Raw genomic sequence first — 23894 nt, forward strand, 5'->3', positions numbered from 1 at the left:
CTGCCCGCTCGCGCTGGTCGGTGCGGCGGCTGCGACCGGGTCGGAGGTCCCGCCGGGCGTCCCCTCGAGGGCGGTCGGCTACGGTGCGAGTGCTCGTCGGTGTGCGCGTCCGAGGAGCACGACCGCGACCCCCGCCACGGCCATGGCGAGCCCCATGACCGTGAACACCGTCTGCGCCGACACGCCCACGCCGATCGCGAGGCCCACCACGAGGGGCGCGACGATCCCTCCGATGCGCCCGACGCCCAGGGCCCATCCCACGCCGGTCGAGCGGATCAGGTTCGGGTAGAGCTGCGCGGACAACGCGATCACGCTCATCTGCCCCCCGGCGACGCAGGTGCCGACGAGGAACGCCGAGATCAGGAAGGCGGAGCTGCCGGCCGAGAAGGCCAGCGCGAACCCGAGCAGCAACACCGAGCCGAGCAGGTACACGATGGCCAGCACGGTGAACGGGCCGCGGCGGTCCATCGCCGGTCCGATGATCGCGGCGGCGATGATGCCGCCGACCATGAGCAGGGCGGTCCCGCCGGCAGCGACACCGGCACTGGTCCCAGACTGCACGGCGATCGTCGGCAGCCAGCTCAGCACGGCGTAGAAGACGCCGAGGTTGACGATGAACGCCAACCAGAGCAGCAGCGTGCGGGCGATCCACCGCCGCTGCAGCAGCTCCGTCAGCACCGAGCGGGCCGACACCGCACGCGCCGCCCGACCTTCGGGCCCGAGCACGACGGTGCCGGGGTCCACCTCCGGGGCCACCCGCCGGCACACCTGAGCGAACCGGATCGTCGCCTCGGAGCGCAGCAGCCGGCTCGGCGACTCGGGGAGCAGGAGCGCCAGGGCGATGACGGCGATCAGGGGCAGAACCCCGCAGAGCACGAACATCCCGCGCCATCCGATCGCTCGCGTGATCGGCCCGGAGAGCAGACTGGCGACGACGAAGCCGAAGGCGTAGCAGGCGTAGATCCCCATCACGAAGCTCGACCGGCGTCGTGCGGGTGCGTATTCGCTGACGATGGCGATGGTGCTCGGGATGGCGCCGCCGAGGCCGATGCCGGTCGCGAGACGCAGGAGGATCAGCTGGACGTCGTCGGCGGCGAACGCCGACGCGATGCTGAACACCCCGATCATTGCCGTGGAAGCGAGAACGACGTTGCGCTGACCGAACCGGTTGGCGAGCGGCGAGAGCGCCAGGTAGCCGATCATCAGGCCGACGATCGAGGCGGAGAAGATCGGGCCCAACGCGGCGACCGGCAGTCCCCACTCGCGAGCGACGACCGGGGCGATGAAGGCGATCACCTGGGTGTCCAGCCCGTCGAGGAACATCACCGAGCCCGTCAGCGCCAGCACGAGCAGGTGGAACCGACCGACCTTCCGCCGATCGATCACGTCGTCGAGCACGACCTGGGGCGGCGCTGGGTTGGCAGTGGACATGGGTCATCACCATCCGGTGTGGGGTTCGGGAGAAGTCGGCGGGAGCTGGCACGACGAACTCGACGCTCGCCTCGTCCGTGGCTCCCCGGCGCCCTGGATCGAGGGGAGGCGGCAGACCACCGATCGAGCGTTGGCATCGATCCGATGGGGCCCGCCAGGAGAATCTAGGAGGGCTTTACGTTACATGCAATAGCTGTAACGTAAAGTCTTGTGGCCACCTCTTCGTCCGCTCGTCCCGACGAGCCGCAGGCCAGTGGTTGATCATGGCGATCGTCTCGCCGTCGGTCCAAGAGCCCACAGGCCCGACCACCGTCCGCCGACTCGTGCACGGGGGTCTCGACCCAGGCCTCGAGGGCAAGCTTTGCCCGCCTCGACGAGCTGGTCCTGGCCGTCGCCTCCACGGCAACCGAGCCTGCCCATCATCCCTGTCGAGCTGAAGGTGGTTCTGCTGGTCGGGTGCGCTGTTGTGAGCGGTATCGCGAAGCCTACTACTGAGCGGTGGTGCCGATGAATTTCCCGTTCTTGGATCTGTTCCGGTTACGCGTTTTCGTCGCCGTCGTCGACCGCAACGGCTACTCGGCGGCGGCCCGACATCTCCACCTGGCCCAAGCCACGGTCTCACATCACGTGGCGGCATTGCAGAGGTCGCTCGGCGTCGAGCTTCTCCGCTACGAGCAACGGGCAGTTCATCTGACCCCCACCGGTCGCGAGGTGTATCGCTCCGCGATTCTCATGCTCCGGGAACAGGACTCCCTGCAGCTGGCACTGCACGATCTCAAGCACGGACGCCGCGGACGGGTTCGATTCGGCGTCAGCGTCGCGTTCGAGCAGAGGTACTTCCTGGATCAGATCGTGGCGCCGTTCTGTCGCGCACATCCGGGCACGCTGCTGTCGCTTCAGTTCCATCACAGTTATCGGCAGGCTCAGGCCGTGATCGACCGGGAAGCGGACCTGGCCTACGTGGTGCAGTGGAACCTGCCCCCTGACGCCCTGTTCGAACCCCTGCACAAGTCAACCCTGAGGTTCCTCGTCCCTCGCTCGCACCCCCTGACGCGTGCGGACTCCGTCGACATCGAGGAGGTGGCTGCGGCTGGGCTCATCACCGGAACCTTCAGCAGTGTCGAATCGATCTTCTACCGGCAGCTCCTCAAAGACAGCGGCATCGTCGGCGAGCATTCGGTGGTCGAAGTGGACGGCATGCAGGCACGGGTTCTCGCCGCCGAAGCCGGCCTCGGCGTCGTCACGACATTGATCCCGCCCTATGCCAGCGGCAGCACGATGTCTCCACTCGTGGAACTGTCGGTGAATGGCCCTGCCGCTGAGGCCCAGGTTGGATTGGTCCGTCGCGCCGGCGACGACGGCTCGGAGAGCGTCCACGCGTTGGCGTCATGGTTGCGCGAACGGACGTCCACGCGCAAACCGACAGTTTGATCAGTTCTCCGGGGGCCGTCGTGGCACCGCAACGAGCTGCCGGCGAGGGCGGCAAAGAATGTGCGGGGTTCTCCCGCATCGGCGTCGCCCCACCACTCAGGACCGCGGCCAACACCACCCCGCCGTGGAAATCCTCACCCGAGCCCGGCTGCGAAAGGTCCAACGTCCCGGGACGACCACATCCCCGACCACCCCGGTCGGCCCGGCGTGGTCCAGAAGCGGCTCGCGCAGCCGCCGCGGCTTCACACACACGGCTCTCAGTCCGGGACCACCTCGGTCCGTGCGCGACGAGCCGCGTCCGTGTCGAAGGGCGACAACGCGAACCCGGAATCGAAGCTGGTCTGCGCGAGAGCCGCCAACGTGATCTGCAGGAACCCCGTCGACTCGAGGTCCTTCGCGCGCGGGAGAAGTCCGACGTCGACCGCTCGCATCCCGGCGGCCTCCACCACCTCCATCAGCGCGACCTTCGCGTCGACGTCGTCCCCGGCGAGCAACACGGTCGTCGGTGTTCCGTCGACGGTGCCGTGGACCAGGGTGTGGCCGAACGTCGTGTTGAACGCCTTGACGACGCGTGCCGTCGGGATCTGCTGCGAGAGCTCGGCGGCCGCCGAAGAGCCCGTGGGTACCACCAACTCGTCGAAGGTGGAGAAGTCGATGGGGTTGCTGATGTCGACGACGACCTTCCCGTCGAGCTGGTCGCCGCAGCGCGCGATGACGTCCCCGAACGCCTCGTAGGGAACCGCGAGCACGACGACGTCCCCCGTGAGGTCGTCACCGATGACCGCGTGCTCGACATCGAGCTGCTCAATCGGCCCGCCAGGATCAGGACTGCGTCCGAGAACCTGCACCGACGCCTTCGACCGGATGAACACCTCCGTGATGGCGGCGGCCATCTTGCCCGTTCCGATGACGCTGACCGATGTCATGAGCTACCACCTTCTTGCTGGTGACGCATGCGGTTCACCGTCTTGTCGGCCACAGCTGCAGCGTCGTAGTCGAAGACGAAGCTCCTGCGGAAGTCCCGCCCGGCCCGCACCTCTGCGTCGCGTTTCCCGAGGTTCTCGAACTCCGCCTGCGACGCCAGCTGTGTCCCGCTCCGCCGGGAACTGGCCTGCAGGATGGCGGTGCGCTGCATCCGCACCGCGGCATAACGCCGGAACGCTTCGCTGACGGCGGCCGGTCCGTTCGCCTCGCGGAGCACGATGGCGAGTGCGACAGCGTCCTCCAGAGCCTGGTTCACGCCCTGGCCCGCGTGCGGGAGCATCGTGTGCGCCGCGTCGCCCAGCAACGTGACCCGGCCCCGTGACCAGCTCCTCAGCGGCTCCCGGTCGTACAGGCCCCACCAGAAGGTCTCGTCGATCCGGCTGATGAAGTCGCGCAGATTCGGGTCCCACTCCGGCCCGAACTCCGCCACGAGCTCGTCGACGTCCCCCCGCGCGGACCACGACTCTCTCAACGGTCTGCTGCTCGGGACGAATCCTACGAAGTTGAACTGCTCCCGCTGCCGGATCGGGTAGCACATGAAGTGTTTCCGCATGCCCATCCAGATCTGGTTCCGCATGGGCCAGTCCGCGGGCAGGTTCTTCGCGTCCAGTACGCCGCGATACGCGATGAACCCGGAGTAGACGGGGTCCTCCGTCCGAATCATCGACTCCCGGACCACGGAATGAGTGCCGTCCGCGCCCACGACGGCGTCGAACACGCTGCTCTCGCCGTTCTGGAACATCAGACGGACGTCGGCGTCGGACGCGTCGATCGCGGTGAGTCGGTGGCCGACACGGATCGTCTCCGGAGCAAGGGCGCGGACCATCACGTCGACGAAGTCCGCTCGATGCATGCCCAGCGTCTGGTACTGCCCCGACGAGTCGGCCCACGGGACCTCCCCCACCAGTCGGCCGTCCGTGTCGATGTAGCGGCCCGGACCGTCGTAGGTCGCTCCTACGCGCCTGATGTCGTCGAGAACCCCCAGGCGGTTCAGCACACGCTGCCCGTTCGGGGCGAGCCCGACCCCGGCGCCGATCTCGCCCAACTGCCCAGCCTGCTCGAACACCGTCACCTCGACGTCGGCGACGCGCTGCAGTCCTATCGCCGCCGCCAGCCCCCCGAGACCCGCCCCGACAACCGCCACACGGATAGGGCGATGTGCCATTTCGATCTCCTCAGTGGGTCCGTGCGTCCATGTGTTCGCATGTCCGCTCTTGATTCAGCGAAGTGTCCAACTGGAGGCAGTTCGTCGGTCGCACTATTCCGAGGCCTCGAGCGCCCGCTGGCGATCCGCCTTCCGCTTGGGCGTAGATGCGTACGCCTTCGGCACCAACCACGTCGCGAGCGCCCCGAGCGCGCCCGCCAGGGCGAAGATGTAGAAGCCCCACGGGTAGGCGACGCCAATCGTCAGCAAGGCTCCCCCGAGGAGCGGTCCGCACATTGCGCCCACACGACCGACGCCCGCCGCCCAGCCCACACCCGCGGCCCGCAGGTGCTCGGGGTAGAACCGTTGGGTATAAGCATAGGTCAGCGATTGCGAGCTGAAGGTGAAGATTCCGGCCAGGAAGAGCGGTACATAGAGAAACACATTGGGAAGCGGGAGCGCGAACATCGCAAGGAAAACGGCCGCGCCCCCGAACCAGCTGATGTTCGCCAGCCGGGCACCCCGACGGTCAGCGAGCCAACCCCCCAGGAACTGCCCGATGATCGCACCCAGGTTGAGGGTGAGCAGGAAGCCCAAGGAGTTGCCCAACGAGTAGCCGGCGGCGCTCATGATCTGCGGGAGCCAGGTGTTCAGCCCATAGATGAGCATGAGACCCATGAAGCTCGCCACCCAGAACGCCAGAGTCGCGCGCAATCCGCGGCCGCGGAAGAGGCCGGCGAGAGCATCCCGGTCGGGATGATCGTGTTCCTCGATCCTGATGTTGGTCGCTTCGATGACCGGGGCTGCCCGCGGGAGGTAGCGAATCATCAGCGGGACGAGCACAACCGCCGGAGCGGCTCCGACGACGAAGATCGACCGCCACCCGAACGCCGGAACCATCAGAATCCCGAGTAGCGCGCAGACCACTCCCCCCAGGGGGTAGCCAGTCATCATCGTCGTGGTCGCGCTGCTGCTCTTGTGATCTTGTGACCGACGCGCTGCCACCATGGTGACCCCGATCGGCAAGCACCCACCGAGACCCACCCCCGTGATGAACCGGAAGATGGTGAAGACCGCCGCCGAGGGGGACAGCGCACTGAGCGCCATGCCCACCGAGAAACAGACCACGGAGGCGATGAGAGCATTCTTGGACCCGATCCGGGCGCTCAGGCTGCTACTGGCGATCGCACCAACGGCCATGCCGAGGAGACCGATCGTGGCTATGACGGACGCCGACGCCGGCGTCAGGTCCCACACCCTCGTTCTCAGAAGTACTGGGAACACTACTGCTAGCGCAACGACGTCGAAGCCGTCCAGAACGACTGCGGACCAGGCCAGCAATGGCACGCTGCGGCCGGGGAGCGTAGATGAGGATCGCATGGCGTCTCCTGAGCGGGCCGGGCTCCGACGTCCTGGCGTTGCGCCAAGGTAAGTACGTCGTTTCTCCGCTCTCTACGGGCTGCCGACGATGAGCCGATCGAACTCGTCGATGGCCGGGCTCTTGCAAGAGCACGCCGCCATGGAATGCCGCGCCGCCGGAGCGTTGCCCGGTCCGATCTTCATCGAAGCCGAGCTGGACCGACTGCACCTTGAGATGTCAGGACGGAACGGCTGCCAGCGCCGCGAAGCGCGTGACGTCGAGCTGCTCGCCGCGCGTGGTCGGGTCGATCCCGGCCGCGCGCAGGCGGCGCTCGGCCTCCGCAGGCGACCCGGCCCAGCCGGCGAGGGCCGCCCGCAGGCCCTTGCGGCGCTGCGCGAAGGCGGCGTCGATGACGGCGAACGTGGCGCGCCGGTCCCCGTCGGGCTCCGCACGGCGCTCGAAGGCCACCAGCGCCGAGTCGACGCCCGGGACCGGCCAGAACACGCCCCGCGGGACGGGGCCCGCCCGGCGAGCGTCGGCGTACCAGGCGAGCTTCACGCTCGGCGAGCCGTAGGCGGAATCCCCCGGCCGGGCGGCGAGGCGGTCGGCGACCTCGGACTGCACCATCACGAGGCCCCGGCGCAGCGCCGGCAGCTCCGCGAGGAGATGGAGCACCACCGGGACGGCCACGTTGTAGGGCAGGTTCGCGACGAGGGCCGTGGGCGCCACGGGCAGGTCGGCCGCGGTGATCCGCAGCGCGTCGGCCTCGACCACGTGCAGGGTGCGCTCCGGGGCGTGCTCGGCCGCCGTCGTGGGCAGCCGGTCCGCCAGGGCCGGGTCGATCTCGACGGCGACCACGGCCGCCGCCTCGTCGAGCAGCGCGAGCGTCAGCGACCCCAGGCCGGGGCCGACCTCGAGGACCACGTCGTCGCCGGTGAGCTCCGCCAGCCGCACGATCCGCCGCACGGTGTTGGCGTCGTGCACGAAGTTCTGGCCGAGCTTCTTGGTGGGCCGCACACCGAGCTCCGCGGCCAGCCCCCGGATCTCACCGGCGCCGAGCAGTCGGACGGGAGCGGGAGTCACCCCGCCATGATCCCCGACCCCGTCACGCGGACGGGCCCCGGGACCGTGTGGTCCCGGGGCCCGCTCGACGATGTGACGTCCCTGGCGCTGGATGACGGCAACGACGCTTTCCTGCCACGCAGGAGGGGCGCCACCCAGGGGGTGACTACTTCTTGCCGCAGACCGGCCAGGCGCCGTAGCCGCCACGGTCGTCCCGGACCTTCTCGGCCACGGCGATCTGCTCGGCCTTGGTCGCGAGGTCGGGGCGCGAGGCGTACTGCCCGCCGCCGTAGGCGTTCCAGGTCTGCTTGTCGAACTGGATGCCGCCGTAGTAGCCGTTGCCGGTGTTGATCGACCAGTTGCCGCCGGACTCGCACTTCGCGATGCGGTCCCACTTGCTGGTGTCGCCGATGGCGGGCTCGGCCGACTTGGTGCCGCGCCGCATCACGCCGCCGACGGGCGCCTTGGTGACGGTCGGCGCGCCCATGGCGGTCCGGGCCGTCTCCTTGCCGTTGGTGGTGTTGACCGTGAACGTCTGGACCTGCTCGCCGGCCTGACCGGGCTGGTCGACCTTCGTCTGGCCCTCGGTCATCGTCGGGTCGTCGACCGTCTGCATCGGCGGCGCGATCGGCTGCGTCTCGGTCACCTGCGTGACGGCGTTGCGCACGACGGTGATGGCCGCGCCGTTGACGAGGCCGCCGGCGTTGACCGTGTCCAGCGGGCCCATCTGCAGACCGCGCTGGGCCAGGAACTCCTGGACCGACGAGGCGGTCGTCTGGAGCTGCTGCGGAGCGTTGCCGCCGTCGGTGAAGGTCACCGACTTCGGCAGCTGGACCGCGAGGTTCATGCCGTCGGCCGGGATCAGCGAGCCGAGCGGCGCCGACGCGGCCAGCGCCTGCGTGGGCATCCCCAGCTGGCCGAGGGCCTCCGCGACGGTCGTCGCCGTCGTCGTGATCGACATCGGCTTGCCGTCGACGACGAGGTTGACCTGGCGGGAGTGGTTGACCACGAGGTGGTCGCCGTCGGCGATCTTCGCGGTCGGCGACGGCGACATCTGGTCGGCCGGGCCGACCTCGATGTCACCGGAGGCCAGGGCACCGGCGACCGTGCCCGAGAAGGTGTGCACGACCTGGTCGACGCCGTCGACCGTGACCGTGACCTCCTTGTCCAGGGCGACCGCGGTGCTGCCGCCGGCGGCGACGGCGATGAGCGCCGTGGCGACCGCGCCCTTGACCGCCAGCGAGTAGCGGCCGGTGTCGGTGAGGTCGCGCTCGCGGTAGGACTCGGGGTCGAGCCCGGCCGGCGCGGCGGCCGGCGTGGGCGCCGCCGTGGTGACGGCACCCGAGCCGGTCAGCCCGGTGCGCGTCTCCAGGTCGTTCCACTCGTCGAGGTCCGGGACGGCGAGCGCCCCGGTCGCGAGGGTGCCGTTCGCGGGGCCGGGGCCTGCCCAGCCCGGCCCCGCGATCGGCAGCGGGCCGGTGATGTCATCGGCCCAGGTGGGGAGCGGACCCGTGCGGGGGGCGCGGCGGTCGTCCCGACCGGCGCGCCATTCGGCCGTACCGGCGTTGAGCCCGTCCCAACCGTCGTCCCAGCTCTCCTCGAGGGAGTCGAACCAGCCGGTGTCGGCGGTGCCGGTGTCGTCGGCGAGCGCGGTGCGCGTCGAGTCGGTGCTCATCGGGCGACCGCCGCCGGGTGAGCAGCAGTCAGCGCGAAGGGGGAGCGCAGTACGGCCACAGAGGAATCCGCTTCATCCGTGCTTCCGGGCAGGAACCGCATCCGGGCCTTGCGTGACCGGAACCCTGGGGAAGGTTCCGGGTCATCCCGGATGCCGGGGGTTGGTTCCATCCCGGCGAGTCACAGCACGGTAACGACTCGGACGTCAGAACCATCAAGGCGACACGAACGTGGTGCGCCGAACGGCAGGCCCACGACGACGAGCGCAGTCACCGCGTGCTCCTTCGTTCCACGGAGCGTCACGGTTGAGGCTGTTCGGCCAGCCGGAAGGTCCGTTGGGCGTTCCGGGTGGCCGCCGCGGCGAGCTCCTCCGCGGGCTCGTCACGCAGCTCCGCGAGGTCCCGGGCCGTGTGGGGGATGACGTACGGCTCGTTCGGCCTACCGCGGAACGGGTGCGGAGTCAGGAACGGGGCGTCGGTCTCGGTCAGCACGAGGTCCGCCGGGGCGTGGGCGGCCGCCTCCCGGAGGTCGACGGCGTTCGCGTTGCGGAAGGTCGCCGTACCCGAGAACGACATGAGCCAGCCGTGCTCGGCGCAGATCCGGGCGAGCTCGGGGCCGCCGGAGAAACAGTGGAAGACGACGGTCTCCGGGGCGCCCTCGGCGCGGAGCACGTCGACGATCCCGCCGTGGGCCTCGCGGTCGTGGACCACCAGGGGCAGCCCGCGGCGCTTGGCGAGGTCGATGTGCCACGCGAACGCCTCGCGCTGCACGTCCAGCGGCGCGCAGTCCTCGCGCCGCGTCGTCCAGTAGTCGTCGAGGCCGGACTCCCCCACGGCGACCACGCGGGGCAGCGTCGTGAGGCGCTCCAGCTCCGCGCGGGCGTCGTCGGTGAGGTCGTTCGACCGCGTCGGGTGCAGCCCCACGGCGGCGAACACCCGCGGATCCGTGCCGGCCGCCCACGCGGCCCACTGCGCGGACGCGAGGTCGTCCGCCGTCGTCACCATCGCCGTGACGCCCGCCGTGGCGGCGCGGTCGAGGACCTGGCCCAGCGTCCCGGGGTCGGTGGCCCCGCAGGCGTCGAGGTGGGTGTGGGCGTCGATCACGCCGCCAGGGATGGGTTCCGGGACGGGCGGTGGGGTCCTGTCCTTGCTCATGCGGGCGTGATCGGCGCCCAGGACGGGCCGGTCTCCCCCAGCCCGGGGTCGAGCTTCGCGAACAGCGGGGTGGGCCGGGACAGCGGGCGCCCGACGGGGATCGGGGTCGACTCCCAGCGCGCCTGCTCGTGGGCGTAGTCGCCGGTGAGCACCGAGTGCGTGGTGCCCAGCGAGGTCGTGTCGCCCTCGACGCGCTCCGGCTGCGCCGCCCACACCCCGGTGCCCCCGAGGGCCTCGTGGACCTTCTGCGCGGCGTGCGGCAGGAACGGCGTCAGGAGCGTGTTGGCGTCCTGCACCACCTGCAGCGCGGTGTGCAGGATCGTGTCCCGCCGCTCCGGGTCGTCCTTGCGCTTCCAGGGCTCCTCGTGGCTCAGGTAGGCGTTCGCCGCGCCCACCACCCGCATCGCCTCGGAGACGGCCTGCTTGAACCGGGACCGCTGCAGGTGCGCGCCGACCGTGGTGAAGGCCGCGCGGGCCTGCCCGAGCAGTTCGGCGTCGGCGGCCTCCGGGCGGGTCGGCTCCGGCACCGCGCCGACGTTCTTCGCCGCCATCGAGACCGAGCGGTTGACGAGGTTGCCCCACTCGTTGGCGAGCTCGAAGTTCGTGCGGCGGACGAACTCGTCCCAGGTGAAGTCGGTGTCCTGGTTCTCCGGGCCGGCCACGGCGATGAAGTAGCGCAGCGCGTCGGGCCCGAACTCGCGCAGGAAGTCCCCGACGTAGATGACGGTGCCGCGGCTCGTCGAGAACTTGGACCCGGACATCGTCAGGAACTCGCTGGAGACGACCTCCGTCGGGAGGTTGAGCGTGCCGAAGGCGCCCGGCTCGCCCCCCTTGTCCCCCGCCCCGTTCTGCCCGAGCAGCAGGGCGGGCCAGATGAGGGAGTGGAAGACGATGTTGTCCTTGCCCATGAAGTAGTAGGCGCTGGCCTGCGGGTCGCACCACCACTCCTGCCAGGCGTCCGGGCGCCCGGAGCGCTCGGCCCACTCCACGGACGCCGACAGGTAGCCGATCACCGCGTCGAACCAGACGTAGAACCGCTTCATCGGCGCGTCCCGCCAGCCGTCGAGCGGGATCTTCACGCCCCAGTCGAGGTCGCGGGTGATCGCGCGGGGACGCAGGTCCTGGAGCAGATTGCGGCTGAAGTTGAGGACGTTCGGCCGCCAGTTGCGCCGCGTGTCGAGCCAGCCGGCGAGCGACTCGGAGAACGCGGGGAGGTCGAGCATGAGGTGCTCGGTCTCGCGGAACTCCGGCACCTCGCCGTTGATCCGGCTCCGCGGGTTCTTCAGGTCCGCCGGGTCGAGCTGGTTGCCGCAGTTGTCGCACTGGTCGCCGCGGGCGCTCGGGTAGCCGCAGATCGGGCAGGTGCCCTCGATGTAGCGGTCGGGCAGCGTCCGCCCGGTCGACGGGCTGATCGCGCCGAGGGTCTTCTCCCCGAACACGTAGCCGTTCTTCCAGAGGGCCTCGAACATCCCCTGCACGACGCGGTGGTGGTTGTCGGTCGAGGTGCGGGTGAACAGGTCGTAGGACAGGCCGAGGCCCACCAGGTCGTCCTGGATCACCCGCGAGTAGCGGTCGACCAGCTCGCGCGGGGAGGTCCCCTCGGCGTCGGCCTGCACCTGGATCGGCGTGCCGTGCTCGTCGGTGCCCGACACCATGAGCACCCGGTTGCCGACCATCCGCTGGTAGCGGGAGAACACGTCGGAGGGCACACCGAAGCCGGACACGTGGCCGATGTGCCGGGGGCCGTTCGCGTAGGGCCACGCGACGGCGGTCAGCACGGACTCGCTCATGTGTCCATTCTCCCGGTGCGCGCCACCGGGCCTACATCGCCCCGAACTGCCGGTCCCCCGCGTCGCCGAGGCCCGGCACGATGTAGCCGTGCTCGTTGAGCCGCTCGTCCACCGTGGCGGTGACCACGCGGACGCCCGGGTGGTCGGCCCGGAGCCGCTCGACCCCCTCGGGGGCCGCCACGACGCACACCGCGGTCACGTCGTCGGCCCCGCGCGCGGCGAGCAGGTCGATGGTGTGCGCCATCGAGCCGCCGGTGGCGAGCATCGGGTCGAGCACGAAGACCGGGCGGCCGGCGAGGTCGCCCGGCAGCGACTCCATGTACGGCGTCGGCTGCAGCGTCTCCTCGTCGCGGGCCACCCCGACGAAGCCCATGAGCGCGCCCGGCACCTGCGCGTGCGCGGCCTCGGCCATGCCCAGACCGGCCCGCAGCACCGGCACGAGGACCGGCGGTGCGGCGAGGGCGGCGCCGACGGTGTCGGCGACCGGCGTCGTGACGCGGGTGTCGGAGACCGGCGCGTCGCGCAGCGCCTCGTAGACGAGCATCGTCGTGAGGTCGCGGACGGCGGCGCGGAACGCGGCGCGGTCGGTGCGGGCGTCGCGCAGGGCGGTCAGACGCACGCGCGCGAGCGGATGGTCCACGACGAGCAGCATGGCCGGGAAACCTAGCCGGACCCGTCGTCTGGGACCCTGGGGCCGTGGTCGCCGACGTCTATCGTTCCGGTCACGCCCGCGTCGTCGAGCTCGTCTCGGGCCTTCCCGACGACAGATCGGCGTGGCCGGTGCCCGCGTGTCCGGGGTGGACCGTGCGTGACCTGCTCGCCCACCTCGTCGGGACCGCCGCGGACGTCGCCGTCCGCCGGACCGTCGGGGCCGGCCCCGACTGGACCGCGGTGCACGTGCGGGACCGCACCGGGCTCGACGTCACGACCCTGCTCGCCGAGTGGGAGGGCCGGCTCGGCGCGATGTCCGACGCCCTGGACGAACGCCGGGTGCCGATCAGCGTGCTCGGGGACCTGCTCGTCCACGAGGGCGATCTCGTCGAGGCCCTCGGAGCACCGCAGCCCCCGTGGGACGGGTGGGCCTCGTCGGCGTCGGTGCTGGTGCGTCAGGTGGTGAAGGGCATCCGGGGGCGGGAGACGCTCGTGGTGCGCGCCGGCGGGACCGAGTGGCGCTCACCCGACGACCACGCCGCCGACGCGGTGCGCAGCGTGCTGCGGGTCGACCTCTACGAGCTCTACCGCGGGCTCTCGAGCCGGCGCAGCCGGGCCCAGATGCGGCGGTGGGACTGGGACGGGCCGGCCGACCCGTGGGTGGACGCGCTGCCGGTGCACGGACCCCGGGACGACGAACAGCCGGTGCCCCCTCCTCGGACGTGAGGAGCGGGCACCGGCTGCGCGGCACGGGTCGGACTCAGACGGGCAGGAGCCCGGTGAGGATGTCCGTGATGGAGGTCGTCGACGAGGTGTTGGACGTCCGCGTCGTGGTGTCGCCGTTGATGATGCTGCTGCCGAGGGTCGCGACGTTGTTCCCCGAGAGGATCTTGTTGCCGTTCGCGATGTCGCAGAGGTTGCTGGCCGAGAAGTCCTGGTCGCCGCCGGTGGTGTCACCGAGGGTGCGGCCGGCACCGTTCTCGCTGGCACCCTTGATCGTGTTCGAGCAGCCCTGGGCGGCGGCGTGACCCGACTCGTGGGCGGAGGCGATCCCGGCGAGCGAGCCGAGACCGGCACCGACGATGGCGGTCGAGACGACGACCTTGCGCAGCATGGACATGAGTTCTCCCTGGGAGGGGCGGCCGTCTTGGCCGGAACGGGGACACCCGGCGATGACCGGGCGGGTCGAACGGAGTTGCAGGTGTCGGGCACCCGCGGTGGAGGGGAGCGGGGTGGGCCGGCCGAGGGCGGCCCACCCTCCGACTCCGGACGAGACGCACCCGTCCGAGGTGGGAACTAGCCGGCGGCCGGGAGGGTGGTCGACTCGTTGCGGGTGTCGGTGTCGTTCGACGTCCGCGTGTCGGTCCGGGTGTCGCCGTTGACGATCGAGCTCAGGCCGCTCGACACGTTGTTGCCGCTGAGGACCTCGTTGCCGTTGAGGATGTCGCAGGTGTTGCTCACGTCGAGCGACTGCGGGCTGCCGGTGGTGTCACCGAGCGAGTCACCCGAGGAGTTCTTCGCGGCCGCCTCGGCGGTGTTCGAGCAGCCCTTGGCGGCGTGGCCCGACTCGTGGGCCGACGCGAGGCCGGTGATCGAGCCGAGACCGGCACCGAGGATCGCGGTCGTGATGAGGGTCTTGCGAAGCATGGCGGTCCTTCTGGGGAGCGGGACGGACGGGACGGGCGGAATCGCGACGATCAGACGCCGAGGATCGGGCCGAGCACCGGGATCGTGGTGTTCGAGTTGCTCTCGGAGGTCGACGTCGAGGTCCGGGTGTCGGTGCGGTCGTCACCGTTGCGGATCGCGGAGCCACCGGTGGCGGCGTTGTTGTCGCTCCCGATCGAGTTGCCGTTGAAGATGTCGCAGACGTTGCTGGCGTCGAACGTCTGGTCGCCACCGTCGGTGTCGCCCAGCGTGCGGCCCGCGCCGTTCTCGCTCTTGCCCGCGATGTCGTTCGAGCAGCCCTTGGACCCGCCGTCGTGGTGGTCCCACGCGAGCGCGGCACCGGACATCGAGCCCAGGCCGGCACCGATGATGACGGTGGTGAGAACGGTCTTGCGCAGCATCGACATGTCGTATTCCCCCGAATAGTTGTCGTCGGTCTTCGTCGCCGTTGCATGCCTCGCATGACCGGCCACGTCGACGTCAACGGACAGCCCAGTCACGGGTCACGGATCCATCACGACGTTCGCCCGTTCGTGAAATGCCTCCATGGCGGGACCACGGCCGGAGCAATTACCGGACGCTTTTTCCGAACACATTCCGTACGGTGCCCCGGAACGACGACGGGCCGGTGTCCGACCCCCGGTCACGGGAGCGGACACCGGCCCGGGGCGCGGTGGTGCGGAGCTCAGCCCGTGGTCGTCGTCGTGGTGCTGTCGTCGGACGTCGTCCGGGTCCGGGTCACCGTGGTGTCGTCGCCGTTGCGGATCGAGCTGGCGCCCGTGGCGGCGTTGTTGTCGCTCAGCACGCGGTTGCCGTTGAGGATGTCGCAGGTGTTCGACGCGGAGAGGTCCTGGTCGCCCCCGGTGGTGTCGCCCAGGGTGCGGTCGGCCCCGTTGGCGTTCTTCGCGGCGACCCCGTTGGAGCAGCCACCCCCGTCGTGGTGCTCGTGGGCGGTCGCCACACCGGCGGTGGAGGCGAGCCCGGCACCCAGGATGGCGCTGGCGAGAACGGTCTTGCGGAAGACGGACATGTGATTCCCCCGTGGATCGGTCGGATGTGCTTCCTCGACAGGTCCAACGCATTCCCGGACATGGCCGTGACGTGCAGCCCCCGACCTTCGCCCAATGGAGGTGCCCGACACGACGAAACGGCCGGCACCCGTGATGGGCGCCGGCCGTCGGGTCGGTCGATCAGTTGAAGGGGAAGCCGGGGCCGAAGAACGCGTCGAAGCTCGTCGTCCGCGTGACCGTCCTGGTGATGGTGGTCTGGTTCCCGTTGCGAATGCTGCTGCCACCCGACGCGATGTTGTTCCCGCTGCCGATGACGTTGCCGTTCCCGTTGTGACAGGAGTTCGACACGGAGATGTTCTGGGATCCGCCGGTGGTGTCGCCCAGCGTGCGCCCGGCACTCGTCTTCGACGTCGCCGAGACCGAGTTGGAGCAGGAGTTCGACGGCGCGGCACTCGCCATTCCGCCCGTCGACGCGATTCCGACCCCGACGACGGCAGCGGCCACGGCGGCGCGACCCAGGACGTTCTTCATGACGATTCCCCCACGATTCCGATGTGTGCACCGCCCCTCTCCGGGGCGGTGTCTCATCAGGGACATCGCCGCACGACGGCGCGATATCACCACGATGTCGGAATGTGCACCGATCAGGTGACGACAGACGAAAGGGCCGGATCCTCGCGCGCTGGGGAGCTGATACCCCGGGAACTCCCGGGGCAGCGCGCGAGGATCCGGCCCGTCACCGTGCGGTGATGTCGATCAGAGGCCCAGCAGGTCCGTGACGATGTTGGAGCTCGTGTTCGAGGTCCGCGTGTCGGTCCGCGTGGTGTCGTCGCCGTTGCGGATCGCGCTCGCGCCCGTGGCGGCGTTGTTGCCGCTGAGGATCTTGTTGCCGTTCAGGATGTCGCAGACGTTGCTGCCGGACAGGTCCTGGTCCCCACCGGTGGTGTCGCCCAGGGTGCGGTCGGCGCCGTTCGAGTTCTTCGCCGCGAGGGTGTTGGAGCAACCCTTGCCCGCGTCGTGGTGCTCGTTGGCCATGGCGACACCGGCGGTGGAGGCGAGCCCGGCGCCCAGGATGACGGTGGCGACGGCGGCCTTGCGGAACATCTGCATGTCAGATTCCCCCGAATCTAGGACTTCTGTGTCCGGCGGGAATCCGTGCTCCGCGCCGGTCGGTCACAGTCCGCTCAACGCGAGGAGACGAAGCAAGGTCACGGCTCCGTCACGACGTTCCCCCGTTCGTGGCGATACATTGCTCTGACCTGCGGCGATGTACCGAGGATGTGCCTCGTCGACCGAGAGGTGATGGTGGCCGCGATGACAGTGCGTCACCCTTCCGGGATCTTCAGGTGAATCCGCCGGCAGCCGGGTGCCGCGCCGTCAGGCCGGGTTCGCACCCCGCCTCCGCCGCGAGAGTCACGTCAGGCAGCCTTCGACGCCCCTCCGGCCTGCCTGGCGTGACCCTCGCACGCCGTCGGGGCCCGGGAACGACGAAACGGCCGACCCGGAGCGGGGAGCTCCGGACCGGCCGTCGTCGTGCGTGGGGCGCCTACGACTGGATCGGCTGCACCGTGGAGGTCGACGGCGTGGCCGCCGGGGTCGCCTGCGCGGAGGCGGCGGGGGCGGCGGGCGCGGCCTGGGTGGCCGGCGCGGCCGAGGCGGACTCCGGGACCGCGGAAGCCTCCGTCGGGGCACTGGTGCCGCCCAGGAGACCGCCGACGGAGAGCGTGTTGTTGCTCCCGTTGCCGTTGCCGTTGCCGTTCAGCACGTTGCAGACGTTCGAGCTGATCGGCGCGTCGAGGACGCTGGCGACGGCGAGCGCGCCCTCGGCGTTCTTGCTGCCGGAGCCCGCGCCGCTGAGGCAGCTGTTGTCGACGTCGGTGCCGTGGTGGTGGCTCGAGTGGCCGGAGTGGTGGTGCCCTCCGGAGGGAGCGTCACCGGCGAAGGCGGCACCGGCGGAGGTGACGAGGCCGGCGCCGATGATGGCGGACGTCAGCACGGTCTTGCGGAACATGGACACGCTGATACTCCTGCTCGCGAGGAACCGGCGGTGGGGGACCCGCCGCGGGCCAGAGCACGAGGCGTCTCCGGCCCGCGATGACGATTCGTTGTGCCCAGACACGGCCTAGGCAGGACCCGGCGCTCGGGGGGCGCCGGGCGGTCGTCAGGAGGGGTTCGCTCAGCCGATCGGGAGCGTCGGGAGCGAGCCGGCGTCGCCGAGCAGCGCGATGTTGTTGTTGCTCAGGTTGCCGTTGAGGTTGTTGTTCAGCACGTTGCAGATGTTCGAGCTGATCGGGGCGTCGGCGACGGACGCGATCGAGAGCAGGCCGCCCTCGGCGTTCTTCGAGCCGCTGCCCGAGCCGCTGATGCAGCTGTCCTTGACCGAGGACGAGCTGTGCGAGTCGTGCGACTTGTGGCCGTGGCTGTCGTGGCTGCAGTCCGTCGCGAAGGCCGAGCCGGCCGTGGACGCGAGGCCCGCGCCGATGATGGCGGTGGTCAGGACGGTCTTGCGGAACGTGGACACGCTGGTCTCTCCCCTGGTCGTCTGACACGTACGCGGTCCGACGGACGCGCACCGTGCGTCGCGGCGCGGTCACGCGTCACGACTCGGGGACTTCAACGCCTCGATCGAGTGAAGGTCACGGCCAGATGACGAGAGGAGTGACGAGGCAGTCCACGATCGAGGCCTGAGCAGGGAATCCGCGCCACACATTCACTCGCTCAGAGCAACGACCCGGGTGCACCCACACACGACGACGGGCCGGCACCCCGTGGGACGTGAGTCCCTCGAGGTGCCGGCCCGTGGGTCGGTCGGGTCGAGCGCGGCCCGATGGGGCCGGTGACTGCCTACCCGCAGTCGAGGTGCCCGGACTACGTCGCCGGGACGCCGGTGGTGGTCTGGGTGTTCGAGGTGTCGGCGCTGGTGCGGGTCAGCGTGCTGGTGAGGGTGTCACCGTTCACGATGCTCGACCCGAGCGTCGAGACGTTGTTGTTCGACAGGATCTCGTTGCCGGTGAGGATGTGGCACAGGTTGGAGGCCGACAGGTCCTGGTCGCCACCGGTGGTGTCGCCCAGGGAGTCGCCCGAGCCGTTCTTGGCGTCGGCGCCCACCGTGTTGCTGCAGCCGCCACCCGAGGACGGGTCGCTCCAGTTGCTGCTGTGGCCGCCGTGGTGGTGCCCACCGTCGCCCGGGTCGTCTCCGGCGAAGGCCGCACCCGTCATGGAGCCGAGGCCGGCACCGATGATCGCCGTGGCCAGCACCGTCTTGCGGAACATCGACACGTTCATTCCCCCATGGAATTCGAGGTGTCCACGGGCCCCTCGGTCGAGGGTCCGCGCCATCACAGAGCGACCAACGCGGGGAACGGAAGACGGGTCACGGGCCTCGGGGTTACTTCATTCGTTCGAGGGTTCCTCGCTGCACGGGCTCAAGAACTGGTCCGATCGCACTAACGAGCGACCTGACGGACCAGCTCCACCACGACCGACCCGAGTTCGCTACCGGCGTCCTCCTGGAGGAAGTGGCCGGCCCCGCGGAGCACCGGGTGGTCCAGGCCCGCCGCGCCCGGCACGTGGGCCCGCAGCGCGGGGGCCATGGGTCCGGTGATCGGGTCACCGTCGGAGAAGGCCACGAGGAAGGGCCGGGTGAACCGCCCGAGGGCCTCCCATGCCGTGCGGTTGGCGGCGGTCTCCGGGTCGTCGGGTCGGGTCGGCACGAGCAGCGGCATGGCGCGGGGCCCGGCGGTGGAGGAGTCGTCGGGGAACGGCGCGTCGTAGGCAGCGCGCTCCGCCGGGCCCAGCCCGCGCGCGCAGCCCGACGCGACGAAGCGGCCGACGTCGAGGACGTCGGCCTTCTCCATCGCGTGCCGGAAGCGCCACCACGGCTCCGGCATGTCGTGGTCCCCGGTCGGCAGGCCGGTGTTGGCGGCCACGACCGCCCGGAACCGGTCGGGGGCCTCCGCCACCAGCCGCAGACCGATCAGCCCGCCCCAGTCCTGCCCGACCAGCACGAGGTCGTCGAGGCCGAGCGCGTCGAACACGGCCTCCCGCACCCACGCCACATGCCGCGCGTACGTGTGGTCGGTGACCGCCGCGGGCTTGTCGGAACGGCCGAACCCCACGAGGTCCACCGCGACGGCGGGGACGTCCGCGGCGCCGAGGGTGTCCAGCACCGACCGGTAGAGGTAGGACCACGTGGGCTCGCCGTGCAGCAGGAGCACCGTGGGGCCGGGGCCCTCGGGCCCGACCCGGTAGGTGGCGACACGAATCCGCCCCGACCCGTCGGGATCGGCGACCTCGACGTAGCGGGGGGCGAGGTCGAACCCCACGAGATCGGTGAAACGGTCGTCCGGCGTCCGCAGCAGGTCCACCGTCCGCACCCTGACAGAGTGCCCCGACCCAGGGAACCCGACGGCCCCGAACGGCCTGGTCACGCCCGGGCCCCTAGGGTGGCCGCCGCACGTGATCACCCCGCAGCAGAGCCGGAGGCCGACCGTGGCCCAGGACATCGTCCCCATCACCCTCGCGCTGACGGGCGGGGATCTGGTCACCCTCTGGGCGCCGCGCTGGCGGGAGGACGGCGAGGAGTGGGAGGCGTTCCTCGGCGACGACGACCACGTCTTCGCCTTCGCCGACGCCGCCGACCTCGCCGCGTGGATCCGCACCAGCGACGCCGACGGCCTCGACCACGACCTCGCCGACCATCCGGCGTGGCCCGTCGTCGGCGGCCTCTCGGTCGACGAGCTGACGCCGGAGGAGATCCAGCGCTACGACGTCGTCGGGGTGCCGGAGCTCGTCGCGGAGGACCCCGACACCTGGTCGGTCGACGACCTCGCCGAGATCACCGAGATCACCCGCTCGCTGGCCGACGTCTGCGACCTCGAGGCCGTCACCGCGATCCTCGACTCCACGCCGGCCTTCGCGGCGCTGCACGGCGGCCTCCCGGCCTTCGCGACGCGCGAGGGACAGGCGCTGTGGGCCGAGCTCGCGGACGTCGTCGCCGAGCGCTGGGACGAGGTCGTGGACGCCCTGGACGCGCTCGTCACGATCCCGGAGGTCGACGTCGAGCTGGCCGCGAAGCTGCGCGCCACCGCCACGCCGGCACCGGCCCCCGCGGACGACGACGAGAACGACGGGGCCGCCGACTCCGGCAGCGCCGGGGACGCCGAGAACCATCCGGCCGACCCCGAGGCCGTCGTCGCCGACCCGCAGGACTCCGCGGTCGACGGCCCGCTCGCCGACGCCCCCGAGGAGCTGCGTACCGACACGGCGGGCGAGTCGGTGCGCAGCGACCTCGTCGACGAGGCCGAGGAGCCCGAGCCGGGCTTCTGGGAGGAGATCGGGATCGACCCGATCTCGATCCTCTCCGCCGAGGGCGAGGTGTTCACCCTGCGCTGCTTCCTCGACGACGAGCCGGTCTTCCTCGGGCGGGGCGGGCGCATCGACGTGTTCACGAGCAGCCGCGCGTTGCGGTCGTGGATCGCGGGCGAGGGCGCCGAGGGCCACGACCTCGCGGAGGTCTCCACCTGGTCCGAGGTCATGACGGCGGCGGTGGGCGGTGACCTCGAGGTCGAGGTCGCCCCGGAGAACCGCTACGTGTTCGTCGGACTCGGCGAGGACCTCCTCGAGGGCCCGGAGGCCGTGGACCCGACCCAGCTCGAGCTCGCCGTCGAGCTGCTGCTCGACGCCGCGGACTGGGCGGGCGACACCGACACCCGGGAGTCGCTCGCGGCGTCCGAGGCGCTCGGCTGGCTGGTGTCCTTCGTGCTGCGCCCGGACCCGAACCGGCTCACGCCCTCACCGCCGTTCTCCCGCGAGGCGGCGTCGTGGCGGGCCCTGGAGGACCGACTGCTGGGGCGGCTGCGTCACCCGTGACCCGAGTGGCGCACGGGGCGACGCCGCCCTCCTGCTGGTAGGGGCGCGTCCGAACGGGTCACGCGTCCTCGTTAGCCTCCCTGGCGATGACCGATGTCGAGATCGACCGTGCGTCGTCGGCAGAGTTGGCCGTCCCCGGAGGAGTGGGCCCTGTGATCGACACCAACCAGACCATGTCCTTCGATCGGATGCGCAGCATGCTCGTCCGGGCCGCCGAGGTCAGGGACTCCGAGCAGCAGCAGATCTTCGACTCGCTCGACGAGATCCACGGCCGGCTCGCGGCGCTCGACGCGCTCGGCGCCGTCCGGAAGCGGCTCGCCGAGGTGCCCGACCGCACCGAGATGAGCGTGCTCGCCGAGCGCCTCGACGAGACCGTCGCGAAGCTCGACGCGCAGGAGTCGGCGATCTCGTCGCTGGCGCGCCTCGTCGAGGGCGTCGTGGACCGGGTCGCCGACAAGCTCGCGGCGCCGTTCGCCCAGCTCGACGGGCGCCTCGACGGCGTCACGGGCCGCTTCGAGGGCGTCGCCGGCCGCATGGACGGTCTCGAGGACCGCATCGGGGGGCTGCACAAGCGCCTCGACGACCTCGACAACCGCCTCGACCGGCACGAGATGCGCCTCGACGGGATGCCCGCGGCCGTCACCGGTCCGGTGCGTGAGCGCCTCGAGGGTGTGGAGTCGTCGCTGCGCGGCCAGGTCGAGGAGACCTCCCGGGCGCTCGCCGAGACCTCGCGGGCCCTCTCCGAGGAGCTCGCCGCGACCCGCGACGCCGCCCGCACCGACGCCGAGACCTCCCGCAGCGAGGCCGGCTCCACGGCGCGCGAGCTGACCGGGCGGCTCGAGGAGCTCGCCGGGCGCCTCGACGGCCTGGGGGGCCGCGTCGAAGGCGTGGAGCAGTCGCTGGTCGGCCGCGTCGAGGGCGTCGAGCAGTCCGTCGCCTCCCGCATCGACGGGGTCGAGGGCACCCTCGCCCGCACCACGGACGGCCTCGAGAAGTCGCTGTCCGGGCTCGGCGCCCGCGTCGACGGCGTCGAGACCAACCTCCGCGACCGCGTGTCCTCGCTCGCCTCCTCGCTCGAGGCGTCGCTGGACAAGCTCGACGGGACCCTCGTGAACCGGCCCGACCACGAGGCCGTCGTCGCGCTGGTCAACCGCTCCAACGAGGAGTCCGAGCTGCGCCAGGCGGGGCAGCTCGACGAGGCGCTCTCGACCTTCGCCGAGATCATCCTCGGCTCGGGCGGCCAGCAGCAGGGCCCGGCCCCGCGCCCCGCCGCCCGTCGCGGGGCCCGCAAGCCCGCGCTCACCTCCGGCCGCGAGATCAGCCTCAACGGCGACCACGCCCCCGAGGACGACGAGGGCTGATCCCGCCCGACGTCCCGACCGAAGGGCACCTCCCGTCCGGGAGGTGCCCTTCGGTGTTCCCGACGGCGGGTCGCGGGCTAACCTCGGCAGCCGATGCACCGCCGTCTCGTGCTCGTCCTGGTCGTCGCCGCGCTCGCCCTCGTCGGGGCCGCACCCGCGGCGTCCGCCTCCCCCACCCAGGCCGCCTGCCCGCAGGTGGACCGTCCCGCGCCGCCGGTGGACGCCTCCGAGGCGCCGCGGCCGGGCGAGTCCGATCCCGCCCCGCTCCCGGTGCCGACCTCACCCGTGGGTGGTGCGCCGATGGGTACCTGCGGCGTCGTCGCCCCGACGGGCGCGGCGGCCCCGCCCGAGGTGGGCGCGCAGTCCTACGTCGTCGCCGACCTCGACACCGGCGCCGTCCTGGCGGCGAAGGTCCCGCACGCCCGGCTGCGGCCCGCCTCCCTGCTCAAGACCCTCACCGGCCTGCTCGTCGCCCGGCAGGTGCCGATGGACCAGGTCCTCATCGGTACGCAGGACGACGCGAACCAGGAGGGCACCCGGGTCGGGATCGGGCCGGGCGGGCAGTACACGGTGCGGCAGCTCTTCGACGCCATGCTCATGGCCTCGGGCAACGACGCCGCGCACGCGCTCGCCGTCCGCCTCACCGGCTCGGTGCCCGCGACCGTGGACCTCATGAACCGGACCGCGGCGCAGCTCGGGGCCACGGACACCCGGGCTGCCACGCCCTCCGGCCTCGACGGTCCCGGCCAGAGCTCGAGCGCCTACGACCTCGCCAGCATCTTCCGGCTCGGCATGCAGGAGCCGGTCTTCGCACAGGCGGTCGGCACTCGCCAGATCCAGTTCCCCGGATTCGGGCCGACCCCGCCGTTCGCGGTCGACAACGACAACAAGATCTTCCGCTACCCCGGTGCGCTCGGCGGCAAGACCGGGTTCACCGACGACGCCCGCCACACCTACATCGGCGCGCAGGACCGGGGCGGTCGCCGCCTCGTCGTCGTGCTCATGCACGGCGAGCAGCGGCCGGTGCCGATGGTCGAGCAGGGGCTCGCCCTCCTCGACTACGGCTACGGGCTGCCCCGCGACGCCTCGGTCGGCCGCCTGACCGAACGTGCCCCCGGCGTTCCCGACGACGGGTCCACGGTCACCACCGCGTCCCCGGCGGCGTCGACGAACACCCCGGACTCCCCCTCGACGGGCGGGACCGGCTGGGGCACGTGGCTCGCGCTCGGCGGGGTGATCGTGCTCGGCCTGGTCGTGCTGGTCGCGCGGCTCCGCCGCCGGGCGTAGCCCCTGCGGCCGTCTGCCA

The 23894-nt window shown here is 71.2% G+C and carries 24 protein-coding genes; 5 read left to right on the forward strand and 19 right to left on the reverse strand.

The features are described from left to right. Positions 1-78 precede the first annotated feature (78 nt). Positions 79-1431, reverse strand: coding sequence for an MFS transporter (locus QSK00_RS01285; RefSeq protein ID WP_285586661.1), 1353 nt, complete (start codon positions 1429-1431; stop codon positions 79-81). A 507-nt stretch (positions 1432-1938) separates the two neighbouring features. On the opposite strand from QSK00_RS01285, the gene QSK00_RS01290 reads away from it, so the two are divergent. Further along, a complete protein-coding gene (locus tag QSK00_RS01290) occupies positions 1939-2862 on the forward strand; it encodes a LysR family transcriptional regulator (RefSeq protein ID WP_285586665.1) in 924 nt (307 codons plus the stop codon). 257 nt (positions 2863-3119) lie between these two features. Here QSK00_RS01290 and QSK00_RS01295 read toward each other — a convergent pair whose 3' ends face one another. The 8 genes from QSK00_RS01295 to upp form a co-directional block, all read right to left on the reverse strand. Beyond that, the gene (locus QSK00_RS01295) at positions 3120-3788 is read right to left on the reverse strand and encodes an NADPH-dependent F420 reductase (protein WP_285586666.1); all 669 of its coding nucleotides are present in this window, start codon (positions 3786-3788) and stop codon (positions 3120-3122) included. Further along, complete coding sequence (locus QSK00_RS01300) at positions 3785-4990, reverse strand: FAD-dependent monooxygenase (RefSeq protein WP_285586668.1); 1206 nt, start codon at positions 4988-4990, stop codon at positions 3785-3787. Before QSK00_RS01300 ends, QSK00_RS01295 begins: the two co-directional genes overlap by 4 nt. A 114-nt stretch (positions 4991-5104) precedes the next feature. After that, a complete protein-coding gene (locus QSK00_RS01305; RefSeq protein ID WP_285586670.1) occupies positions 5105-6370 on the reverse strand; it encodes an MFS transporter in 1266 nt (421 codons plus the stop codon). Positions 6371-6587: 217 nt separating this feature from the next. After that, positions 6588-7433: a 16S rRNA (adenine(1518)-N(6)/adenine(1519)-N(6))-dimethyltransferase RsmA gene (gene rsmA, locus QSK00_RS01310; RefSeq protein WP_285586672.1), complete on the reverse strand. Its 846-nt coding sequence runs from the start codon at positions 7431-7433 to the stop codon at positions 6588-6590. A gap of 145 nt (positions 7434-7578) precedes the next feature. After that, entirely contained in the window at positions 7579-9087 is a 1509-nt protein-coding gene (locus QSK00_RS01315; RefSeq protein WP_285586673.1) for a resuscitation-promoting factor, read from the reverse strand. Between the two features lie 298 nt (positions 9088-9385). Further along, positions 9386-10240, reverse strand: coding sequence for a TatD family hydrolase (locus QSK00_RS01320; protein WP_285586675.1), 855 nt, complete (start codon positions 10238-10240; stop codon positions 9386-9388). Further along, complete coding sequence (metG, locus tag QSK00_RS01325) at positions 10237-12030, reverse strand: methionine--tRNA ligase (protein ID WP_285586678.1); 1794 nt, start codon at positions 12028-12030, stop codon at positions 10237-10239. Before metG ends, QSK00_RS01320 begins: the two co-directional genes overlap by 4 nt. Before the next feature lie 31 nt (positions 12031-12061). Further along, positions 12062-12682, reverse strand: a complete 621-nt coding sequence (gene upp, locus QSK00_RS01330; RefSeq protein ID WP_285586681.1) for a uracil phosphoribosyltransferase — start codon at positions 12680-12682, stop codon at positions 12062-12064. A 44-nt stretch (positions 12683-12726) separates the two neighbouring features. Between upp and QSK00_RS01335 the strand changes: the two genes are divergently transcribed. Continuing rightward, positions 12727-13407 carry a maleylpyruvate isomerase N-terminal domain-containing protein gene (locus tag QSK00_RS01335; protein WP_285586682.1) on the forward strand — a complete coding sequence of 227 codons (681 nt, stop codon included), beginning with the start codon at positions 12727-12729 and terminating at the stop codon, positions 13405-13407. 34 nt (positions 13408-13441) lie between these two features. On the opposite strand, the gene QSK00_RS01340 is transcribed toward QSK00_RS01335, so the two are convergent. From QSK00_RS01340 to QSK00_RS01385, 10 genes are all read right to left on the reverse strand, one after another. Beyond that, complete coding sequence (locus QSK00_RS01340; RefSeq protein ID WP_285586683.1) at positions 13442-13801, reverse strand: hypothetical protein; 360 nt, start codon at positions 13799-13801, stop codon at positions 13442-13444. A gap of 176 nt (positions 13802-13977) precedes the next feature. Beyond that, entirely contained in the window at positions 13978-14328 is a 351-nt protein-coding gene (locus QSK00_RS01345; protein ID WP_285586684.1) for a hypothetical protein, read from the reverse strand. Between the two features lie 50 nt (positions 14329-14378). Beyond that, positions 14379-14753 (reverse strand): hypothetical protein, encoded by a 375-nt coding sequence (locus QSK00_RS01350; RefSeq protein ID WP_285586685.1) that lies wholly within the window; start codon positions 14751-14753, stop codon positions 14379-14381. Positions 14754-15031: 278 nt separating this feature from the next. Then, positions 15032-15376 carry a hypothetical protein gene (locus tag QSK00_RS01355; protein ID WP_285586687.1) on the reverse strand — a complete coding sequence of 115 codons (345 nt, stop codon included), beginning with the start codon at positions 15374-15376 and terminating at the stop codon, positions 15032-15034. A 160-nt stretch (positions 15377-15536) separates the two neighbouring features. Next, entirely contained in the window at positions 15537-15887 is a 351-nt protein-coding gene (locus QSK00_RS01360) for a hypothetical protein (protein ID WP_285586688.1), read from the reverse strand. A 225-nt stretch (positions 15888-16112) separates the two neighbouring features. Beyond that, positions 16113-16466 (reverse strand): hypothetical protein, encoded by a 354-nt coding sequence (locus tag QSK00_RS01365; RefSeq protein ID WP_285586690.1) that lies wholly within the window; start codon positions 16464-16466, stop codon positions 16113-16115. A gap of 436 nt (positions 16467-16902) precedes the next feature. After that, positions 16903-17367, reverse strand: a complete 465-nt coding sequence (locus QSK00_RS01370) for a hypothetical protein (protein WP_285586692.1) — start codon at positions 17365-17367, stop codon at positions 16903-16905. A 165-nt stretch (positions 17368-17532) separates the two neighbouring features. Continuing rightward, positions 17533-17877: a hypothetical protein gene (locus QSK00_RS01375; protein ID WP_285586696.1), complete on the reverse strand. Its 345-nt coding sequence runs from the start codon at positions 17875-17877 to the stop codon at positions 17533-17535. Between the two features lie 347 nt (positions 17878-18224). Continuing rightward, positions 18225-18641, reverse strand: a complete 417-nt coding sequence (locus tag QSK00_RS01380; protein ID WP_285586698.1) for a hypothetical protein — start codon at positions 18639-18641, stop codon at positions 18225-18227. A gap of 161 nt (positions 18642-18802) precedes the next feature. Continuing rightward, on the reverse strand, positions 18803-19723 hold the full coding sequence (locus QSK00_RS01385; RefSeq protein WP_285586699.1) for a haloalkane dehalogenase: 921 nt from the start codon (positions 19721-19723) through the stop codon (positions 18803-18805). A gap of 124 nt (positions 19724-19847) precedes the next feature. Between QSK00_RS01385 and QSK00_RS01390 the strand changes: the two genes are divergently transcribed. The 3 genes from QSK00_RS01390 to QSK00_RS01400 all read left to right on the forward strand — a co-directional run bounded on the left by QSK00_RS01390 (position 19848) and on the right by QSK00_RS01400 (position 23875). Next, on the forward strand, positions 19848-21227 hold the full coding sequence (locus QSK00_RS01390) for a SatS C-terminal domain-containing protein (RefSeq protein ID WP_285587901.1): 1380 nt from the start codon (positions 19848-19850) through the stop codon (positions 21225-21227). Between the two features lie 152 nt (positions 21228-21379). Continuing rightward, entirely contained in the window at positions 21380-22588 is a 1209-nt protein-coding gene (locus tag QSK00_RS01395) for a coiled-coil domain-containing protein (RefSeq protein ID WP_285586701.1), read from the forward strand. A 93-nt stretch (positions 22589-22681) separates the two neighbouring features. Further along, positions 22682-23875, forward strand: a complete 1194-nt coding sequence (locus QSK00_RS01400; RefSeq protein ID WP_285586703.1) for a D-alanyl-D-alanine carboxypeptidase family protein — start codon at positions 22682-22684, stop codon at positions 23873-23875. Positions 23876-23894: the final 19 nt, after the last annotated feature.

Origin of the sequence: Actinomycetospora sp. NBRC 106378, assembly GCF_030269685.1 — a bacterium.
In the GTDB taxonomy this organism is placed as follows: Bacteria; Actinomycetota; Actinomycetes; order Mycobacteriales; family Pseudonocardiaceae; genus Actinomycetospora.

Coding starts and splice junctions, on each gene's coding strand:
- QSK00_RS01295 (WP_285586666.1), bottom strand. CDS start 3,788: ATGACATCGGTCAGCGTCATCGGAACGGGCAAGATGGCCGCCGCCATC.
- QSK00_RS01315 (WP_285586673.1), bottom strand. CDS start 9,087: ATGAGCACCGACTCGACGCGCACCGCGCTCGCCGACGACACCGGCACC.
- QSK00_RS01360 (WP_285586688.1), bottom strand. CDS start 15,887: ATGAAGAACGTCCTGGGTCGCGCCGCCGTGGCCGCTGCCGTCGTCGGG.
- upp (WP_285586681.1), bottom strand. CDS start 12,682: ATGCTGCTCGTCGTGGACCATCCGCTCGCGCGCGTGCGTCTGACCGCC.
- QSK00_RS01355 (WP_285586687.1), bottom strand. CDS start 15,376: ATGTCCGTCTTCCGCAAGACCGTTCTCGCCAGCGCCATCCTGGGTGCC.
- QSK00_RS01290 (WP_285586665.1), top strand. CDS start 1,939: ATGAATTTCCCGTTCTTGGATCTGTTCCGGTTACGCGTTTTCGTCGCC.
- metG (WP_285586678.1), bottom strand. CDS start 12,030: ATGAGCGAGTCCGTGCTGACCGCCGTCGCGTGGCCCTACGCGAACGGC.
- QSK00_RS01365 (WP_285586690.1), bottom strand. CDS start 16,466: ATGCAGATGTTCCGCAAGGCCGCCGTCGCCACCGTCATCCTGGGCGCC.
- QSK00_RS01380 (WP_285586698.1), bottom strand. CDS start 18,641: ATGAACGTGTCGATGTTCCGCAAGACGGTGCTGGCCACGGCGATCATC.
- QSK00_RS01400 (WP_285586703.1), top strand. CDS start 22,682: ATGCACCGCCGTCTCGTGCTCGTCCTGGTCGTCGCCGCGCTCGCCCTC.
- QSK00_RS01340 (WP_285586683.1), bottom strand. CDS start 13,801: ATGTCCATGCTGCGCAAGGTCGTCGTCTCGACCGCCATCGTCGGTGCC.
- QSK00_RS01350 (WP_285586685.1), bottom strand. CDS start 14,753: ATGTCGATGCTGCGCAAGACCGTTCTCACCACCGTCATCATCGGTGCC.
- QSK00_RS01345 (WP_285586684.1), bottom strand. CDS start 14,328: ATGCTTCGCAAGACCCTCATCACGACCGCGATCCTCGGTGCCGGTCTC.
- QSK00_RS01305 (WP_285586670.1), bottom strand. CDS start 6,370: ATGCGATCCTCATCTACGCTCCCCGGCCGCAGCGTGCCATTGCTGGCC.
- QSK00_RS01320 (WP_285586675.1), bottom strand. CDS start 10,240: ATGAGCAAGGACAGGACCCCACCGCCCGTCCCGGAACCCATCCCTGGC.
- QSK00_RS01285 (WP_285586661.1), bottom strand. CDS start 1,431: ATGTCCACTGCCAACCCAGCGCCGCCCCAGGTCGTGCTCGACGACGTG.
- QSK00_RS01370 (WP_285586692.1), bottom strand. CDS start 17,367: ATGTTCCGCAAGACCGTGCTGACGTCCGCCATCATCGGCGCCGGCCTC.